The 17,559-nt window shown below is 64.8% G+C and carries 17 protein-coding genes; 11 read left to right on the plus strand and 6 right to left on the minus strand.

The window, feature by feature from the left end:
- Positions 1 to 71 precede the first annotated feature (71 nt).
- Both ACLBYD_RS02765 and ACLBYD_RS02770 read right to left on the minus strand, forming a co-directional pair.
- On the minus strand, positions 72 to 518 hold the full coding sequence (locus ACLBYD_RS02765; RefSeq protein ID WP_271036164.1) for a hotdog domain-containing protein: 447 nt from the start codon (positions 516 to 518) through the stop codon (positions 72 to 74).
- Positions 518 to 1,312 carry an SDR family oxidoreductase gene (locus ACLBYD_RS02770; protein WP_271036165.1) on the minus strand — a complete coding sequence of 265 codons (795 nt, stop codon included), beginning with the start codon at positions 1,310 to 1,312 and terminating at the stop codon, positions 518 to 520. Before ACLBYD_RS02770 ends, ACLBYD_RS02765 begins: the two co-directional genes overlap by 1 nt.
- 168 nt (positions 1,313 to 1,480) lie before the next feature.
- On the opposite strand from ACLBYD_RS02770, the gene ACLBYD_RS02775 reads away from it, so the two are divergent.
- From ACLBYD_RS02775 to ACLBYD_RS02820, 10 genes are all read left to right on the plus strand, one after another.
- On the plus strand, positions 1,481 to 2,626 hold the full coding sequence (locus tag ACLBYD_RS02775; RefSeq protein ID WP_230792296.1) for an acyl-CoA dehydrogenase family protein: 1,146 nt from the start codon (positions 1,481 to 1,483) through the stop codon (positions 2,624 to 2,626).
- A gap of 30 nt (positions 2,627 to 2,656) precedes the next feature.
- Entirely contained in the window at positions 2,657 to 4,591 is a 1,935-nt protein-coding gene (locus ACLBYD_RS02780; protein WP_447815299.1) for a 2-oxoacid:acceptor oxidoreductase subunit alpha, read from the plus strand.
- Positions 4,588 to 5,667, plus strand: a complete 1,080-nt coding sequence (locus ACLBYD_RS02785; RefSeq protein WP_447815300.1) for a 2-oxoacid:ferredoxin oxidoreductase subunit beta — start codon at positions 4,588 to 4,590, stop codon at positions 5,665 to 5,667. Before ACLBYD_RS02780 ends, ACLBYD_RS02785 begins: the two co-directional genes overlap by 4 nt.
- Before the next feature lie 125 nt (positions 5,668 to 5,792).
- Positions 5,793 to 6,200: a nuclear transport factor 2 family protein gene (locus ACLBYD_RS02790; RefSeq protein ID WP_094979855.1), complete on the plus strand. Its 408-nt coding sequence runs from the start codon at positions 5,793 to 5,795 to the stop codon at positions 6,198 to 6,200.
- A gap of 23 nt (positions 6,201 to 6,223) precedes the next feature.
- Positions 6,224 to 7,780, plus strand: coding sequence for an AMP-binding protein (locus tag ACLBYD_RS02795; RefSeq protein WP_271036169.1), 1,557 nt, complete (start codon positions 6,224 to 6,226; stop codon positions 7,778 to 7,780).
- Positions 7,777 to 8,244, plus strand: coding sequence for a hypothetical protein (locus ACLBYD_RS02800; protein WP_447815301.1), 468 nt, complete (start codon positions 7,777 to 7,779; stop codon positions 8,242 to 8,244). The genes ACLBYD_RS02795 and ACLBYD_RS02800 overlap by 4 nt, the downstream gene beginning before the upstream one ends.
- The gene (locus ACLBYD_RS02805; RefSeq protein WP_447815302.1) at positions 8,241 to 8,657 is read left to right on the plus strand and encodes a MaoC family dehydratase; all 417 of its coding nucleotides are present in this window, start codon (positions 8,241 to 8,243) and stop codon (positions 8,655 to 8,657) included. The genes ACLBYD_RS02800 and ACLBYD_RS02805 overlap by 4 nt, the downstream gene beginning before the upstream one ends.
- A gap of 31 nt (positions 8,658 to 8,688) precedes the next feature.
- Positions 8,689 to 9,528, plus strand: a complete 840-nt coding sequence (locus tag ACLBYD_RS02810; protein WP_447815303.1) for a mycofactocin-coupled SDR family oxidoreductase — start codon at positions 8,689 to 8,691, stop codon at positions 9,526 to 9,528.
- Positions 9,529 to 9,536: 8 nt separating this feature from the next.
- Positions 9,537 to 10,052 carry a pyridoxamine 5'-phosphate oxidase family protein gene (locus ACLBYD_RS02815; RefSeq protein WP_094979859.1) on the plus strand — a complete coding sequence of 172 codons (516 nt, stop codon included), beginning with the start codon at positions 9,537 to 9,539 and terminating at the stop codon, positions 10,050 to 10,052.
- 5 nt (positions 10,053 to 10,057) lie between these two features.
- Entirely contained in the window at positions 10,058 to 12,040 is a 1,983-nt protein-coding gene (locus tag ACLBYD_RS02820; protein ID WP_447815305.1) for an oxidoreductase, read from the plus strand.
- Positions 12,041 to 12,185: 145 nt separating this feature from the next.
- Here the strand turns inward: ACLBYD_RS02820 and ACLBYD_RS02825 are convergent, their stop codons facing one another.
- The gene (locus ACLBYD_RS02825; protein ID WP_447815306.1) at positions 12,186 to 13,823 is read right to left on the minus strand and encodes a flavin-containing monooxygenase; all 1,638 of its coding nucleotides are present in this window, start codon (positions 13,821 to 13,823) and stop codon (positions 12,186 to 12,188) included.
- A gap of 261 nt (positions 13,824 to 14,084) precedes the next feature.
- Between ACLBYD_RS02825 and ACLBYD_RS02830 the strand changes: the two genes are divergently transcribed.
- The gene (locus ACLBYD_RS02830) at positions 14,085 to 14,393 is read left to right on the plus strand and encodes an EthD family reductase (RefSeq protein WP_447815307.1); all 309 of its coding nucleotides are present in this window, start codon (positions 14,085 to 14,087) and stop codon (positions 14,391 to 14,393) included.
- Between the two features lie 68 nt (positions 14,394 to 14,461).
- Here the strand turns inward: ACLBYD_RS02830 and ACLBYD_RS02835 are convergent, their stop codons facing one another.
- From ACLBYD_RS02835 to ACLBYD_RS02845, 3 genes are read right to left on the minus strand one after another with little or no spacing between them, the layout of a single operon-like run.
- Positions 14,462 to 14,911 carry a nuclear transport factor 2 family protein gene (locus ACLBYD_RS02835; RefSeq protein ID WP_094979863.1) on the minus strand — a complete coding sequence of 150 codons (450 nt, stop codon included), beginning with the start codon at positions 14,909 to 14,911 and terminating at the stop codon, positions 14,462 to 14,464.
- A 21-nt stretch (positions 14,912 to 14,932) separates the two neighbouring features.
- On the minus strand, positions 14,933 to 16,723 hold the full coding sequence (locus ACLBYD_RS02840; RefSeq protein ID WP_447815308.1) for a flavin-containing monooxygenase: 1,791 nt from the start codon (positions 16,721 to 16,723) through the stop codon (positions 14,933 to 14,935).
- The gene (locus ACLBYD_RS02845) at positions 16,720 to 17,559 is read right to left on the minus strand and encodes a mycofactocin-coupled SDR family oxidoreductase (RefSeq protein WP_271036177.1); all 840 of its coding nucleotides are present in this window, start codon (positions 17,557 to 17,559) and stop codon (positions 16,720 to 16,722) included. Before ACLBYD_RS02845 ends, ACLBYD_RS02840 begins: the two co-directional genes overlap by 4 nt.

Here is a 17,559-nt window from a genome sequence, read left to right on the forward strand (position 1 = left end):
GCTGCATCCGGTGTGCGGACGACGCAGGCGCCACTCCGGAGGGAGTGGCGCCTGTGTCTCGGGAAGCGTTCTCAGCCAACAGGCTTCGGTGGACCCAGTGTGCGCAGAGCTGTTAGGAATCGATCAGGGATCGCGGCTTTCGTGCCGTCGGGGTTGCGGACGGCGAACGTCATCCGGCCCTGTGCCACGAGTTCGTCACCTCGTTCGAAGTCGAAGGCGAGGGTGTAGGAAGTGGTGCCGATGCGGTCGAGCGCGACCGTGCAGGTGAGTTCGTCGAAGACCTTGCAGCTGGTGATGTACTGGCACTCGGACTTCAGGCCGACCGTGTAGACCCCGACGGTGTCGAGCAGCCTGTGGCTTTCGAGGCCGAACGAATGGAGCCACACGCTGTAGGTGCGCTCCATCCACGGGTAGTTGATGGCGAAGTACGAGATGCCTACCGCATCGCAATCGCCGTATGCGAGTCGGAAGCGCTGCTGCGTCACGGGAGTGGTCGTCAGGGTGAGGTTCTCGGTCATCAGGGGTGTCCTCCGTCGACGGTGAGGATCGAGCCGGTCGTGAAGCTGGATGCGTTGCTCGCGAGATAGAGCGCGGCTCCGACGATCTCGTCGGGTTGTCCACCTCGTTTGGCGGCAAAACCCTGGGCACGCCTGTTGAAGGCGTCCATGTCCCAGGAGTTGCTCACGTCCGTCAGGAACGTGCCGGCCATGATGGCGTTGCTGCGCACGGTCGGGCCGAAGGCGTGGGCCATGCCGATCGTGACGGCGTTCAGTCCGGCCTTGGCTGCGGCGTACGGGAGGATGTCGGGTCTCGGATGCACCGATCCGGCGCTGGAGATGTTGATGATCGAGCCGCCGTCGCCCTCGGCCATGCGTGTTCCCACGAGTGCGGCGAGCCGGAACGGACCTTTGAGGTTCACGCCGACGACCTTGTCGAAGAGTGTTTCGGTGACGGTGTCGAGACTGTCGTACAGCGGAGACATACCGGCGTTGTTGACCAGGACGTCGACTCGGCCGAAGTGTGAGTACACGGTGTCGACCAGTTCGTCGATGGAATCCCATCGTCCGACGTGGAACGAGTGCGCCAGGGTCTTGCGTCCGGTCTCGGCGGTGATCTCGTCCGCAGTCGTCCGGCAGGATGCGAGATCGCGGCTGGCGATCACCACATCGCATCCGGCGCGTGCGAGTCCGAAGGCGATGGCGCGACCGAGTCCTCGACTCCCGCCGGTGACGATCGCGACGCGGTCGGTCAGATCGAATGCGCGTGTCGGATCGAACTCCGGAACGGACTTTCCGGTTGGTGATTCGGCCATCTTCTTCCTCCACTGGTTCCGGTTGACTGACCATAATTCCTTGTTATTGTGATCATAGATTACCGGATAGTGATCCAGTTCACGAGCCCATCGCGCAACGCGACACGTCACATCTCGTCTGCGCCCGCCGGCAGGCCGCCGGTCGGAACCGGTCAGAAGGAGTACACAGTGAGCACCGAGCAGGACCTCTTCACCTTGCCGCAGCGATACCTCGATGTGCAGGCCGCGGCGCGCGAACTCGCGGCCGACTGCAGTGACATCGCAGCGCGGGCCGACGAATCGGACAGTATCGACCCGGACGTGCGCAAGCGCCTCGCGGCCTCGCGCCTCGCCGAGATCGTGGTCCCCGCCGCCTACGGCGGCCGCTTCGACAAGGTCGACTCGCTGGCCGTGACCGTGGTGCGCGAAGCCCTCGGTGCGGAGTGTGCGCACCTGGATTCGATGTTCGCCATGCAGGGCATCGGCAGCTACGGAATCGGTGTCGGTGGATCCGAGAAGCTCAAGGAGGAATGGCTGCCCAAGGTCGCACGCCTCGATGCCATCGCCGCGCTCGGCCTGACCGAGCCGGGGGTGGGCTCCGACCTCAAAGCGTTGACGACGACGATCGTCGAGCGCGACGGCAAACTGGTCGTCAACGGTCACAAGTCCTTCATCACCAACGGTGGGGACGCGGACTTCTACAGCATCCTCGGTCGCGAGGGCGACGGTTACTCGCTCGTGCTCGTACCCGCGGATACGCCTGGGCTGCGCACCGAGCGACCGCACCAGATCATCGCTCCGCACGTGCTGTCCGATGTGGTCCTCGACAACGTCGAGGTCCCTGTCGACAACCGGATCGGCGAGCCCGGTAAGGGTTTCGCTCTGGTGCTGGCCACACTCGCCACCTTCCGGGTCTCCGTCGCCGGTGCCGCAGTCGGGCTCGCGCAGGCCGCCCTCGACGAAGCGGTCGCCCACGCCAGGACCCGGGAGGGCTTCGGCGTGACACTCGCTCGGCTCGGATCGGTGCCCGAACACCTCGCCAAGTGCTGGATGGATATCGAAATGGCGCGGTCCCTCACCTACCGGGCAGCCGCTGCATCGGCCCGGGACGCCCGGGCGAACCTGCATCTGTCGTCGATGGCGAAGGTCGCAGCCACCGAGATCGCCGCATCTGTCGTCGATCGATCGGTCCAGGTCGCAGGTCGATTCGGGCTCGTACGCGGTGGGAAACTCGAACGCCTCTACCGCGAAGCGCGCCCCATGCGCATCTACGAGGGATCGACCGAGGTGATCCTCGATTCGCTCGCCAAGCAACTCGTACGGGATGCCGGCTAGGCACCCCGACCGGACCCGGAGGCAACGAGTATGACGAAAGTCGACGCAACCCGGCTCGAACGGGTGGTCATCCGCTTCGCCGGCGATTCGGGTGACGGCATGCAGCTGACCGGCGACCGGTTCACCGCCGAAGCCGCGGTGTTCGGCAACGACCTCGCCACCCAACCGAACTTCCCCGCCGAGATCCGCGCACCCCAGGGCACTCTGCCGGGAGTGTCGTCGTTCCAGATCCAGATCGCCGATCACGACATCCTCACCGCGGGAGACCGCCCGGATGTCCTCGTTGCGATGAACCCCGCTGCTTTGAAGGCAAACGTCGCAGACCTGCCGCGCGGCGGCACCGTCATCGTGAACACGGACGAATTCACCAAACGGAACCTCGGCAAGGTCGGGTACACCTCGAACCCCCTCGAGGACGGAAGTCTCGCGGACCTGGTCGTACACGCGGTGCCGATGTCGTCGCTGTCGATCGGCGCGGTCGAGCCGGTAGGGCTCAGCCGCAAGGACGGCGAACGTTCGAAGAACATGTTCGCGCTCGGTCTGTTGTCGTGGATGTACAACCGGCCGGTCTCCGGGATCGAAGAGTTCCTCCGGACGAAGTTCGCGAAGAAGCCCCAGGTGGCCGAAGGCAATCTGCTGGCCTTCCGAGCCGGGTGGAACTACGGCGAGACCACCGAAACGTTCGCGACGACCTACGAGATCGCGAAGGCCGACCTACCGGCCGGAACCTACCGGCAGATCTCCGGCAACACGGCACTGTCCTACGGATTACTTGCGGCACAACAGCTGTCGGGTCTGGAGCTGTTCCTCGGCAGCTACCCCATCACCCCCGCCTCCGACATCCTGCACGAACTCACCAAGCATCGGCGTTTCGGCGTGACCACCTTCCAGGCGGAGGACGAGATCGCCGCCATCGGCGCTGCCATCGGTGCGTCCCTCAGTGGAGCTCTGGGGGTGACCAGTACGTCGGGGCCCGGGCTCGCCCTCAAGAGCGAGGCCATCGGTCTGGCCGTCATGACGGAACTTCCATTGATCGTGGTCGATGTGCAACGCGGTGGACCGTCCACGGGTCTGCCCACCAAGACCGAGCAGGCAGATCTGTTGCAGGCCCTGCACGGCCGCAACGGCGAATCGCCCGTGGCGGTGATCGCGCCCTCCTCACCGGCCGACTGTTTCGACACCGCGGTGGAGGCCGCACGTATCGCGGTGACCTACCGGACCCCGGTGTTGCTGCTCTCGGACGGGGCGATCGCGAACGGTTCCGAACCGTGGCGGATCCCGTCCGTCGAGCGGATCGCGCCCATCGATCCGGGCTTCGAGATCGAATCGGCGGACTCCGAGACACCGTTCCGGCCGTACGCTCGCGACCGTGGGACCCTTGCGCGGTCGATGGCGATCCCCGGGACGCCGGGACTCGAACACCGACTCGGCGGCATCGAGAAGGCCGACGGCAGTGGGAACATCTCGTACGACCCGGCCAACCACGACCTCATGGTGCGGCTGCGGCAGGCCAAGATCGACGGCATCGACGTCCCGGACGCAGTGGTCGACGACCCGTCGGGGGAAGCGGACCTTCTCGTGGTCGGCTGGGGCAGCTCGTACGGTCCGATCGGGGAGGCGTGCCGGAGAGCGCGGCGACGGGGGACGAAGGTCGCGCATCTGCAGTTGCGGAACCTGAACCCGCTGCCGAAGAACCTCGACGAGATCCTCGGTCGGTACGGAACGGTCATCGCACCGGAGATGAACCTCGGGCAACTGTCGTCCGTGCTCCGTGCGCGTTTCCTCGTCGACGTCCAACCCGTGACCAAGGTGCAGGGCCTGGCATTTTCGGCGGACGAGATCCTCGAGGCGATCGACGCGGCCCTGACAGGCGCCCTGCGCAGCCGGGAAGAATCGAAGACCACCACGGCGCTGGCTGCGGCGGAGTACCGTCCTTCGGCCGGCTGTGAGGAGCAGAAGCCATGACCGAGTTGATAAGTCGCGTGGGGGTGGATCTCGGTCTCAGTGCCACCGCCTTCGTTCCCAAGGCCGACGCGCCCCAGAAGGCCAAGGACTTCACGAGCGACCAGGAGGTCCGTTGGTGCCCCGGATGCGGCGACTACGTGATCCTGGCTGCCATCCGTAGTTTTCTTCCCGAACTGGGGCTGCGCCGGGAGAACATGATGTTCGTCTCGGGGATCGGGTGCTCCAGCCGCTTCCCGTACTACCTGGAGACCTACGGACTGCACTCGATTCACGGTCGGGCTCCGTCCATCGCGACCGGACTGGCGGTCATGCGCCCGGACCTGTCGGTGTGGGTCGTCACCGGCGACGGCGACGCCCTGTCGATCGGGGGCAATCACCTTATCCACGCCCTGCGGCGGAATGTGAACATGAACATCCTGCTGTTCAACAACAGGATCTACGGTCTCACCAAGGGGCAGTACTCGCCGACGTCCGAGGTCGGGAAGATCACGAAGTCGACCCCGATGGGGTCGATCGACCACCCGTTCAACACCCTGTCGCTCGCGCTCGGCGCAGAGGCGACCTTCGTCGCCCGAGCCCTCGACTCCGATCGCAAGGGGCTCACCGAGGTGTTGCGGCAGGCTGCCGACCATCGCGGTACGTCGTTCGTGGAGATCTACCAGGACTGCCCGATCTTCAACGACGGGTCGTTCGATCTCCTGCGCAAGGACGATGCCGAACAGCGGGTCGTTCCCCTGCGCCACGGTGAGCCGATCGTGTTCGGCGCCGAGGGCAGCAGATGTGTCGTCCGGGACGGTTTCGGACTGCGGGTCGCCGACACCGACAGCATTCCGCCCGAGGAGGTCGTGGTCCACGATGCACACTCGGACGATCCGGCGTATGCATTCGCGTTGTCGCGTCTGTCGGATCAGGACCTCGAACACACGCTCTTCGGCGTGTTCCGCTCCGTTCAGCGCCCGTGCTACGACGATCTGGTGCGCGAGCAGAACGATTCGGCTCGTACAGCTCGTGCCGGCGACGCGAAGGCGTTGCAGGAGTTGCTGACCGGTACGGATACGTGGGCCGTGTCCGATTGAGCCGACCGCCGCGCGGAGCATTGCAGGCCGCGGATTTCAGGTCTAGACAATGCGCATGATTAGTATAAAGTGATCGCTGTCACATCGAATCACTCCTCGAACCTTCGTCGGTAGGAGCAGTAGCAATGTCGCTCAGAAACGATATCGAAAACGCCCTCGCCCGTTACGCTCTCGCGTACGACGACGGTGACATGGACGGCGTCGAAACATCTTTCGGCGAGCAGGCCGTCTTCACCATGCGCATCGGCGACGGAGATCTCGTCGGTCCCCTCCATGGTCGCGACGAGATCATGGGCCTCTTCCGCGGTGCCCACGAGTCCCAGTCCGACCAGCGCCGCCACATCACCACGAACGTGCTGGTCGAAGAGGTCGACGAAAAGAACGTACGCAGCGTGTCGTACCTGCTCATCACCTCCGCGGCAGACGGCGCACTGACCGTGCTCACCACGGGCAAGTACGAGGACGAATGGACCAGGACGGGCGGCGATTGGGTACTGGTCAAGCGTCACATCGCTCTCGACCTTCCTTACTGACCTCTACTGTGGAGACGTTGTCGATGACGATGAACCAGGGACTCATTCCGGCCAAATGGGCTGCACTCACGCCGAACCGGATGGCGGTCTACGACGTACCGAACAACAGGCGGATCAGTTTCGCCGAACTCGACGAAAGGGTGCGCCGCCTCGCGAACGGTCTGCGGGGCCTCGGGCTCGAGAAAGGGGACCGCGTCGCGGTCCTGACCAAGAACAGTATCGAGTTCCAGGAACTCTTCTTCGCTGTCGGCAGGGCCGGACTCATCCTCCAGCCGCTCAACTGGCGCCTCGCCGATACGGCCCTGCTCGAGCTGATCGCCGACGCCACCCCCCGAGTCCTCATCACGTCGAGCGAGTTCCGCTCCACTGCAGAAGAACTCACACGTGTCGCGAACGTCGATCATTGGCTCGAATTCGGGCCCGGGGGTGCCGGCACCTACGAAGACCTGCTCGCCTCCGCGAGTGCCGAAGAACCGGTATGGGCGTCGACCATCGGCAACGATGATCCGTTCTTCATCCTCTACACCGGAGGGACCACCGGACAATCCAAGGGCGCGTTGCATTCCCACACCAGTGCCGCCGCCGGCATGCTCAACCAGACCGTGGCCGAGCGAGTCGTGCCGTCCGATGTCTACATGCTCACCGGGCAGATGTACCACATCCCCGTCGTGCTCTCGATGAACTACATGAAGCACGGCTGCCCCGTCGTCCTGGTCAACTTCGAAGCCCGGCAGGCGCTCGAGATCATCGAGCAGGAGAAGGTCTCGGCGTTCCTCGGCATCACGACGATGCTCAACTGGATGATGGCCGTCGAGAACTTCGACCGTTACGACCTGTCCAGCCTGCGCAACATCCAGTACGGCGGCGGCCCCATGCCCTCCGCCATCGTCCGGCAGGCGCTCGAGGCGTTCCCCTGCACCCTCATCCAGGGTTACGGGCAGACCGAGGGCACCACGATGTCCTTCCTGTCACAGGAGGATCACCGCGACGCGGTCAACGGGATCAACGAGCAGCGTCTCAAGTCCTGTGGCCGGGAAGGATTCGGCACCACCATTCGCGTCGTCGACTTCGACGGCAACGAGGTGCCGCGTGACGGGAAGACCCCCGGCGAGATCGTCGTCCGCTCCGAGGCCAACATGCTCGGCTACTGGAACAAGCCCGAGCTGACGGCCCAGACGCTCCGGGACGGCTGGATGTGGACGGGCGACGTCGCCGTCTGGGACGAGGAACGCTACATCTACATCGTCGACCGTGCGAAGGACATGATCATCTCCGGTGGCGAGAACATCTACAGCATCCAGGTCGAGGAAGCGATCGGTGCACATCCCGCCGTACTCGAATGCGCCGTGATCGGCGTTCCCGACGACGAATGGGGTGAGGTCGTCAAGGCGGTGGTGGTGCTCAAGCCCGGACAGACCGCAACCGAGCAGGAGATCATCGACACCGCGAAGCGCAATCTGGCCTCGTACCAGAAACCACGCTCGGTGGACTTCGTCGACGCCCTGCCCAAGGCCCCGACAGGCAAGATCATGAAGCGAGAGCTGCGCGAACCGTACCTCCAGCCGGCGGCGACCCGATGACCGTCGGCACGGACCGGACGACGCCCGGCGAATCCGAACTGGACGCACTGGTCGGTACACCCTTCCCCGGTGGGGAGGTGACCCTGGAACCCTGGTGGGTCCACCTCGTGCTCGACAGTCTGCTCGCCGATCCCGACGACGGGGGAGCGCACCCGGTGTTGGTGTTCCTCGTCGCCACCGGAGCAATGGGGTGGACCTGGGACGAACTGTTCGCATTGTGCGGAGCCACCGAGGCCGACGGCCCGATGGCCGGCGAGACGGACACCGTCGTGCACCATCCGCTGCAGGTGGGTGGGACCTACCGGGTGTCGGGAGAGATCGTCTCCGCCGTCCGCAAGGTCGGCCGTCGAACCGGCACGTTCGACATCATCGGCTATCGGCTCGATCTGCACGACGGCAACGGCGTGCACCACGCTTCGACCACCAACTCGATCGTTTTCCCCCGTCGAGGTGATTCCTCATGAGACCTACTGTCGGACAGCAGATCCCGGTTCGGATCATCGAAGCAGTGGATCCCGCCCGCATGAAGACCCTCTCCGCGCTCATGCGCGACCCGAACCCCATCCACTTCGACCGATCCGCCGCGAGCGCGCTCGGACTCGGTGAACGCACCGTCAATCAGGGACCGAGCAACATCGCCTACGTGATGTCCATGCTGGGGAACTGGGCGGGCGGAGTCGACCGCATCACCCGATACCGGTTCCGGTTCCTCGGCAACGTCTTCGAAGGCGACCGTGTGCAGGCATCCGGGACGGTCACCGCAGTCGATGAGACCCCCGAGGGTCTGCTCGTGCACTGCGACCTCGCCCTCGACGTCGTGGACGGCGCTCGCGTCCTGGAAGGAACGGGCACGGTCCGCCTGCCCGTAGACAACTGATCGCTCACCGACACCTGTCCAGGAGGACACTATGACCGGACGTGCAGCAGGCAAGATCGCATTCATCACCGGAGCCGCTCGCGGTCAGGGCCGCTCCCACGCGGTCCGTCTCGCCGAGGAAGGCGCGGACATCATCGCCGTCGACATCTGCGAGAACATCGACTCCGTCAGCCCGTACTACGATCTCGCCACGGAGGCCGACCTCGACGAGACGGTGCGCCTGGTCGAGGGACTCGGCCGGCGCATCATCGCCCACAGGACCGATGTCCGCGACCGGGCCGGTCTGCAGAAAGCGCTTGAGGACGGCATCTCCCATCTCGGCGGAGTCGACATCGTCGTCGCGAACGCCGGCATCGCCACCTACGGTCTGTCCTGGGAGCTGACCGAAGAGCAGTGGCGCGACATGATCGACGTCAATCTCACCGGCGTCTACAACACCGCTGCGGTCGCGATCCCGCACATGATCGAGGCCGGTCGCGGCGGGTCGATCATGTTCATCAGCTCGATCGGAGGGCTCAAGGGCGTGCAACACGTGGGGCACTACGTCGCCGCGAAGCACGGCATCGTCGGCCTGATGCGCACGATGGCGAACGAACTCGGTCCGCACAACATCCGGGTCAACACGATCCACCCCACCAACGTCGATACGACGATGATCCAGAACCCGGGCACCTACGGCATGTTCTCACCCGGCGACCCTGAGCCGACGCAGGAGAAGGCGATGCCGGGATTCATGTCCCTCAACACCCTGCCCACCCCGTGGATCGACCCGATCGACATCAGCAACGCGGTGCTCTTCCTCGGCAGCGACGAAGCCCGCTACGTCACGGGCGTCACCTTCCCGGTCGACGCCGGCGCCTACGTCAAGTAGGTCCCGCGATGGCCGTAGGTATCGACGACAACGAAGACCTGACGTCACTGCGTGTCGACGCCCGAACCCAGGAACGTCTTCTCGACGCACAACGTGAGTGCACCTTCACCTTCACGACGGAGGAAGGATGGCCGGCCGGAGTCGTGATGAGCTATCTGTACCGCGACGGCACGTTCTGGCTCACCGCAGCAAGCGGCCGCGCTCATGTGCGAGCCGCTCGTCGTGACCCGCGGGTGACCCTCGTCGTCTCCAATGCCGGGACGGACCTGCCGGGGCGCAGGATGCTCGCCATCCGCGGCCGCGCCACGGTCCGTACCGATGAGAAGACGAAGCGGTGGTTCTATCCGGCATTCGCACACCACCACGCACCGAACGATCCCGTTGCCTTCGAACAATTGCTGGACAGTCCCAATCGTGTAGTCCTCGAGGTACGCCCGGTGCGTATCGCCGTCAGCCACGACTCCACCAAGATGCCCGGAGACGGCCGTGGTGGCGGGACGGGGACTCGCTCGACGAGAAAGTGAATGCCATGTCTGCGGATCCGATGTCCGACTATTCGCACCTGTTGTCCCCCTTCCAAGTGGGGCCGATGAAGTTGAAGAACCGGGTGATGCTGCCACCGCACGCTTCCGCGATCGGCAACATCTTCGGCACGGACGAGGAGGCGGAACGCAACATCGCGTACTACGTCTCCCGTGCCCGCGGTGGTGCAGCCTGGTTCGACAGTCTCAGCGCGTGGGTGCCGAACACGGGCGTGATCCCCGGATTCGAACCGACCGGTATCGGGGCGACGGTGCAGGGGCACTACAGTCTGCCGTTCTTCGTCGAACGAGTGCAGGGGTATTCGGATGCCCTGCACGCCGAGGGCGCGGTCGCCACGGGACAGATGGTGCATCAGGGCGGTATGCCGCACGGCGCGTCGCCGGTTCTCAGCGCTCCGGTGATCAACACCGTGCCGCACCGGCTCGACCGCGAGGAGATCGCGTACTTCGTCGGGCAGTACGAGTTCTGCGCGAGACAGGCCCAAGCGGCCCGTCTCGACGGGGTCGAGCTCCACATGAACCACGACGACCTCCTCGAGTACTTCCTCTCGCCGCTGACCAACAAGCGCGACGACGAGTACGGCGGCTCCATCGAGAACCGCTGCCGATTCCCCGTCGAAGTACTGCGCGCGACCCGTGACGTGATCGGGTCGTCGATGGTGATCGGCGTCCGTCTGAATCTGCGTGAGGAGGTGCCCGGTGGTTACGACCTCGACGGGGCCATCGAGATCGCGCAGTACCTCGAAAGCACCGGGCTGGTCGACTACTTCCACGGAGTGGTCGGAAGTCCTTGGGGTAACCCGTCCTACATCCAGCCGCATTTCTTCGAGGCAGGACAGTGGGCCGACCTGGCCGGACGGTTCAAGCGGGCGATCTCGTTGCCCGTCGTACACACCGGTCGGATCAATCATCCGGACGTGGCCGAGCGGATCCTCGCAGCGGGCCATGCCGACGTGGTGGGTATGGCACGCGCGCACATCGCCGAGCCGGAGATCATCGAGAAGACCCGGACCGGTCGTGTCGACGAGATCCGGCCCTGCGTGGGCGGCAACGAGTGCATCAGTCGGCGTTACGTGGAGAACCTGCCGTTCGGGTGCGCTGTCAATCCGGTCACGAGCAACGAGATCGACGGCCCGTGGCCGACGGTGCGCGACCCGAAGCGGGTGCTGGTCGTCGGTGGTGGACCCGCAGGGATGGAGTTCGCGGCGCTGGCACGGGAGAAGGGGCACGACGTCGAGCTGTGGGAGTCGTCGACCGTTCTCGGCGGTCAGCTGCGCACCGCGATCAACGCGCCCACTTACGACAAGTTCGCCGAATACCTCGAGTGGCAGCAGCGCAGGCTCGAACGTGTCGGTGTCAAGATCGACTTCGAGCACACCGCAACGCGGTCCGAGATCGAGAACGCGGACTTCGACGTGGTCGCAGTGGCGACCGGCTCGACCCGCCGGATCCCGGAGATTCCCGGGGTGTACGGCGACAACGTCGCCGACATCCGCGACGTCCTGAGTGGTGAGGCGACGGTCGGCAAGCGGGTTCTGATCGTCGCACAGGACGATCACATGCCCCCGCTGTCACTGGCCGACCATCTCACCGAACGGGGCAGCGAGGTCACACTCGTGTATGCGACGCAGACCGCCGGCCAGCTGCTGGGACGGTACATCGTGGGCGCAATCCTCGGACGCCTCGACGACAAGGGCGTGCAGTATCGCTTCATGGAGGACGTCGTCGAGATCACCCCCACCGGGGTGATCACCCGGAACGTGTACTCGGGACGCACCTACGAGGTCGACGGATTCGACAGTGTCGTGCTGGCGTGTGGTGGTATCGGTGACGCCGCTCTGTACGAGAGCTTGAAGAGCGGTCCCGCGACGACGGGTGATCGGCAGGTCCACATCCTCGGTGATGCGTACGCACCGCGCCGGTTGGTGTTCGCCACTCGACAGGCCTACGCGCTGGCCAAACTCGTCTGAGCGCACGAGCGCGATCGACGCTACGGGGTTCGGCCCCTTTCTTCCGTCGTCCGATGGGAGAAGGGGGCCGCTGCTCGTCCGGAGTGCCGCGAGAAAGTCGTTGCAACCGGCNCTCAGGCACTCACCCGGCGTCGGACCCGCGATGTCAGGGTTGGAGGACGAATCCCTTGTATCCGGCGTCCCGGACTTCGTTCCAGGTCTCCTCGTAGAGCACGATGCCGCCGGCGTACGGCATGAAGATCTGCGGTTTGCCGTCGATGTTGGCACCTCGGTACCAGGAGCCCGACTGTCCCTGCGGCCACAGAGTGGTGTCGGCGATCTCCTCGACGGTCCGCACCCAGGCCTCTTGGGCATCCTCGGTGGCTTCGATCGTGGTGAAGCCGTGGTCCCGCATGTGGTCCATCGTCTCGATCGTCCACTCGACATGCTGTTCGATGGCGGTGACCATGTTGGCGAGGACGGACGGGCTGCCGACGTTGGCGATGATGAACATGTTGGGGAAGCCGGCCGTCCCCAGGCCCAGATGGGTCTTCGGGCCCTGCGACCATGCTTCTGTCAGTGCACGACCGTCGCGGCCGCGAATGTCCATCGAAGTGAATGCGCCGGTGAAAGCGTCGAATCCGGTGGCCAGCACGACGGCGTCGAATTCGTACTCGGTCCCGTCCGCCAGTCGCATCCCCTTGTCGGTGAAGCGGTCCAGAGGCTTCTTGCGGAGGTCGACGAGTTCGACGTTGTCGCGGTTGAACGTCTCGTACCAGTCGGTACCGACGACTGGGCGCTTGGCGCCCATCGGGTAGCCGTACGGTTTGAGGCTGTCGGCGGTCTCCGGGTCGGTGACGATCTCGTCGATCTTGGAGCGGATGAAGTCGGAGACGGCGTCGTTGGCCTTCTGATCGACCATGAGATCGGAGTAAGCGCCGAGGAAGGCGATTCCTCCTCCTTCCCAGCGCTTCTCGAACTCGGCGCGGCGTTCCTCGTCGCTGACCTCGAACGCGGTCTTCGGATTGTCGTCCCGGATGCAGCCGGCGGGTAGCGACCGCGAGAGACGGCGTCGCTCGCGGTAGTTCGCTTTGATATCGGCGACGTATGCGGGATCGAGCTTGTGGTTGCGTGCGGGGATGACGAAGTTGGCGGTGCGCTGCAGTACGGTCAACCGACCGGCTTGCTTCGCGATCTCGGGGATGGCCTGCACGCCCGAGGATCCGGTGCCGACGGCGACGACCTTCAGTCCCGAGAAGTCGACTCCGTCTTCGGGCCAGGAGCTGGTGCGGTAGACGGGTCCGGTGTAGTTCTCGAGGCCGGGTACGTCGACGTCCTTGGGGACGGACAGGCATCCGACCGCCATGAGGCAGAACGTGGCGATGCATGTCTCGCCGGTGTCGGTGCGCACGATCCACTTCTGTGTGGTCTCATCGAAATGAGCTTCGGTGACCGCGGTTTCGAGTCGGATGTCGCGGCGGAGGTCGAAGCGGTCGGCGACGTGTGAGAGGTAGGCCTGCAGTTCGGGTTGGGAGGGGTATCGCTCGGTCCATTCCCATTCCTGCTCGAGTTCCTCGTCGAATCCGAAGGAGTAGTCGTGGCTGTCGACGTCGCAGCGTGCGCCGGGGTAGCGGTTCCAGTGCCAAGTGCCCCCGACTTCCTTGCCCTTGTCGAACGCGACTGCGGTGTAACCGTGTTTGCGGAGCTTCCACAGCAGGTAGAGGCCGGAGAATCCGGCTCCGACCACGACCGCGTCGACCTCGATCAGGGTGGAGTGGTCGGTGGCTGCAGGTGCAGAAGTCATCTGGATGCCTTTCCTGGATGTCGGGGATGAAGGCGTACAGCGGAATTCGGGGTCTGTTCCGGGTTGTCCGGATGCGGGAGGACCGTGAACCGAATGAGGTCGTGACACCCGCACGATCCGGAATGTGATTGGCACCACAATAACAATGCGAATCGATATAATCAATCACGATCGTAGATATCGACCCCGGCCCGTATCGCCCCGGGTCCGACCGGATCTCAACCCGCTCGGCGTTCGCCGAAGCCCGTTCCAGGAGGAATCGTGTACCGACTCGTCGCCACCTACAACCACCCCGAGGATCCCGCCGAATTCCTCGACCACTACCGGAACGTCCATGCGAGGCTCGCCCTCGACCAGAAGGGTCTGCGGAACTTCGAGTGGGGTGTGTGCAGTACCGCCGACGGGACCACGCCCCAGCACTTCCTCGTCGCGGTCTGCGACTGGGACAGCAAGGAAGCCATGCTCGAAGACATGGCATCGCCCGAGGGGCAGAAGGGTGCTGCCGATCTCGAGAACTTCGCACAGGCAGGCGTCTCGTTCGACTTCTACGAGATCACCAAGGGAATCTAGAACGGTACGGCGGCGGGCAACGACACAGTGATCGCTGCCCGCCGCCGTTCTCCGCTCGGGTCCGGTTGTCAGGCGTCGAACCCATCCATCTGCGGAGTGGTCAACGCGGTGATGACCCGTTCGGCGATCTTCCATCCCTCGGCGGTCCGGGTGTATCGGTCGGTGTTGAGAGCGATCGCCTTGATCGCCGCGCCGTTCTTCATCTCCGCTTCGGAGAACACGTAATTGGTGCCGGTGGCATTGTCCGCATCCTGGAAATCGATGACGTGGTTGGTGATGATGTGGAACTGCTTGTCCACGGCTTCGGCGTCACGCTCGAAGAAGTCGAGCAGTTGTTCGTGACCTTCGTATCGAGTCAGTCCGACCGCACTGGCATCCCACACACCGTCCACGGTGAAAGCGGACAATGTCTCTTTCGGATCGAACCGATCGAGACCCCGGGCGTACACGTGGGTGACCCGGGTGATCTCGGCGATGTCGCCGGCTCTGTCCTCGCCGATGATGTTGTCGATCGACATGATGTACTCCTCCTCGGAAAATTATGGGGTGGGAAAGAATTCGATTCCTTCGAGATCTGCCTTGATCTGGAGCGCCAGGTACTTGTTGTAGACGCGAGCCATGGTCAGGTTGCCGCCGCTGAACCAGAAGCCGTCGTGTCCCGACCGTCGCCACACCGAGCGGACTTCTCCCTCGTCGTCGAGACCCCATACCGGTCCGCACTTGTCGGCGACGGCATCGCCCAGAACACGCCGTGCGGTGTCGTGGATTCCGCGGAAGCCGGTGGCGAGAACCACCGTATCGGCGGGAATCCGACGGCCGTCGCTCATCCGAAGGGCATCAGGTGTGAACCCTTCGATCGTTCCGGACACCAGCTCGATCTCACCGTCGCCGATGAGGCGGGACGCTCCTACGTCGATGTAGTAACCGCCGTTGCGGGTGAGGAACAGGTTCATTGCCCCCATGTCGTCGTCGCCGAGGTTGTGGCGGAATCCTCGTGTGGTGAGGCCGTCGAGAAGTGGGCGGTCGCGTTCGGCCATGAGTGCCACGGCCGCGCGCAGTCCGTCTCGAGCCGACTCGTCGAATCGGGGGAACGATGCTCCGACGAGGTCGGAGATCTCGGTCGGAGGCGAGTCCTCACCGTATGCGGGCTCGAGCATCACGTCGACCACCGTGGTGCCGCCCACCACGTATGTGGGTCCGCGTTGCACCAGGGTCACGTTCGCCCCCGACAGGTACAGGTCCTGTGCGATGTCGTGGCCGCTGTTGCCGGTGCCGATCACGACCACCGAGGTGCCGGCTCGTGCCGGGTCGGTTCGGTACCGTCCCGAGTGCAGAATCTCTCCACGGAAGAGGTCGGTGCCCTCGAATTCGGGGACCAGAGGTTCGGTGCCGCTGAGGCCGGTGGCGAGCACGACATGGCGGGGTCGCACGGTGTGCACCTGTCCGCAGTCGTCCAGGTCGAGTTCCCACGTTCCCGTCGAGACGTCGTAGGTGCTCGATGTGACCGTGGTGCCGGTCCGCACGTCCAACCCGAGGGCGAGGGCGTACAGCTCGAGCCAGTCACCCATCCTGTCCTTCGGTGTGAAGACCGGCCAGGTCGGAGGAAACGGAAGGAACGGAAGATGGTTCGCCCACACCGGATCGTGCAGTACGAGCGAGTCGTAACGGCTGCGCCAGTTGTCGCCGATGTGCGCGTTCCGGTCGACGACGAGCGCCCGCACTCCGAGTGTCTTCAGGTGCGCGGCGAGGCCGAGTCCCGAGTGTCCGGCGCCGATGACGACGACCTCCGGCTCGTCGACCGTCGAGGCCTCACGTGCTCCTCCGCCGCGCCGGTCTTCGACCCACCCACCGGACTCGGGTGCGCCGTGCGGGCGTCGACGTCCGGTTGCCGGTTCGTGGCCGTGTAGGGTGTCGAGTTCGGTGAGCAGTGCGGTCGCCCGCCAGATGTCGTCGTCGCCCGGGGTGAGCCGCGCGACCGCGCGGACGCAGCCCACCCGGGTGGTGAGTCCGAACAGGATCTGGAGCACGGGAGGTGCTGTATCTCCGGACGACAGTGCCGGCGGAACCCGGGGATCGAGTTCGAGGTCGGAGACCTCGAGGGTTCCTGCGGTCGCGATCATCGGTCCGATGGCGTCGACCGTGTGGAGGCTGCGCAGGTCTCCGCTGAACGCCAGCAGGTCGCGCCACCATGCATCGGGAACGAACACCTTCCCGTACGAGTCGGTGTCACCTCGGCGCAGGGTCCGTCCGAGCTTCTCGAGCCAGTCGTGTGCGACGTCGACGAGCATGTCGTCCGAGCCTGCGGTGTCCCTCTTTTCCTGCGCGGTCATCGCGTCGTGTACCCGGCGTCGACCTTGAGTTCGGTGCCTGTGACGTAACGGGCTTCGTCGGAGGCGAGGAACAGGACGGCGTTGGAGATGTCGATCGGTTCCACCCATGGGATCGGGATGGCGTTGGTGGTCGCGAAGACGGGTGCCGCCTGTTCCTTGGTCGGGTGCTCCTCGTCGGGAAGGAAGAGGCGGAAGCACGATTCATTGAGAATCATGTCGGTGGCCACACCGGTGGGATGGACGGTGTTGACTCGGATTCCGTGGGGTCCCAGTTCCAGGGCGAGGGTGCGCATCAGGCCTACGACGGCGTGCTTGCTCGCCGTGTAGGGCGCGACGTTGGGTGTGCCCTTGATACCGGCCGACGAGCTGGTGATGATGATCGAGCCGCTACCCTGTTCGACGAGTTGCGGGGTGACGGCCTTGCAGGTGTGCCACACGCCCTTGAGGTTGATGTCGAGGACGTCGTCCCAGTCGCTCTCGGTGACCAGGTGGGTGGGTTCGCCGAACAGGAAGATGCCTGCGTTGGCGACGACCGTGTCGATCCGGCCGAACTGGGCGATGCCTTCCTGTACCACGGCTGCTACGGCGTCGAAATCGCGGACGTCCGCGGTGCGGGCGACGATCTTGCGTCCGCGGGATTCGACCTCACGTACCGTCTCGGCGAAGTCCTCCTCGGTGGCGCTGGGATAGAAGCGTTCGACGCTGTCGATGGTGCCGGCTATGTCGAGGGCGATGATGTCGGCGCCCTCCTCGGCGAGCCGGATGGCGTGACTGCGTCCCTGCCCGCGCGCCGCTCCGGTGATGAATGCGACCTTGCCTGCTACCCGTCCTGACAT

The sequence above is a fragment of the Rhodococcus sp. C26F genome (genome assembly GCF_053345925.1).

Excerpts from the sequence above, each read along its gene's own strand:
- ACLBYD_RS02835 (WP_094979863.1), bottom strand. The coding sequence starts at position 14,911 with ATGTCGATCGACAACATCATCGGCGAGGACAGAGCCGGCGACATCGCC.
- ACLBYD_RS02825 (WP_447815306.1), bottom strand. The coding sequence starts at position 13,823 with ATGACTTCTGCACCTGCAGCCACCGACCACTCCACCCTGATCGAGGTC.
- ACLBYD_RS02785 (WP_447815300.1), top strand. The coding sequence starts at position 4,588 with ATGACCGAGTTGATAAGTCGCGTGGGGGTGGATCTCGGTCTCAGTGCC.
- ACLBYD_RS02840 (WP_447815308.1), bottom strand. The coding sequence starts at position 16,723 with ATGACCGCGCAGGAAAAGAGGGACACCGCAGGCTCGGACGACATGCTC.
- ACLBYD_RS02770 (WP_271036165.1), bottom strand. The coding sequence starts at position 1,312 with ATGGCCGAATCACCAACCGGAAAGTCCGTTCCGGAGTTCGATCCGACA.
- ACLBYD_RS02765 (WP_271036164.1), bottom strand. The coding sequence starts at position 518 with ATGACCGAGAACCTCACCCTGACGACCACTCCCGTGACGCAGCAGCGC.
- ACLBYD_RS02805 (WP_447815302.1), top strand. The coding sequence starts at position 8,241 with ATGAGACCTACTGTCGGACAGCAGATCCCGGTTCGGATCATCGAAGCA.
- ACLBYD_RS02820 (WP_447815305.1), top strand. The coding sequence starts at position 10,058 with ATGTCTGCGGATCCGATGTCCGACTATTCGCACCTGTTGTCCCCCTTC.
- ACLBYD_RS02845 (WP_271036177.1), bottom strand. The coding sequence starts at position 17,559 with ATGTCAGGACGGGTAGCAGGCAAGGTCGCATTCATCACCGGAGCGGCG.
- ACLBYD_RS02815 (WP_094979859.1), top strand. The coding sequence starts at position 9,537 with ATGGCCGTAGGTATCGACGACAACGAAGACCTGACGTCACTGCGTGTC.
- ACLBYD_RS02780 (WP_447815299.1), top strand. The coding sequence starts at position 2,657 with ATGACGAAAGTCGACGCAACCCGGCTCGAACGGGTGGTCATCCGCTTC.
- ACLBYD_RS02790 (WP_094979855.1), top strand. The coding sequence starts at position 5,793 with ATGTCGCTCAGAAACGATATCGAAAACGCCCTCGCCCGTTACGCTCTC.
- ACLBYD_RS02795 (WP_271036169.1), top strand. The coding sequence starts at position 6,224 with ATGACGATGAACCAGGGACTCATTCCGGCCAAATGGGCTGCACTCACG.
- ACLBYD_RS02810 (WP_447815303.1), top strand. The coding sequence starts at position 8,689 with ATGACCGGACGTGCAGCAGGCAAGATCGCATTCATCACCGGAGCCGCT.
- ACLBYD_RS02800 (WP_447815301.1), top strand. The coding sequence starts at position 7,777 with ATGACCGTCGGCACGGACCGGACGACGCCCGGCGAATCCGAACTGGAC.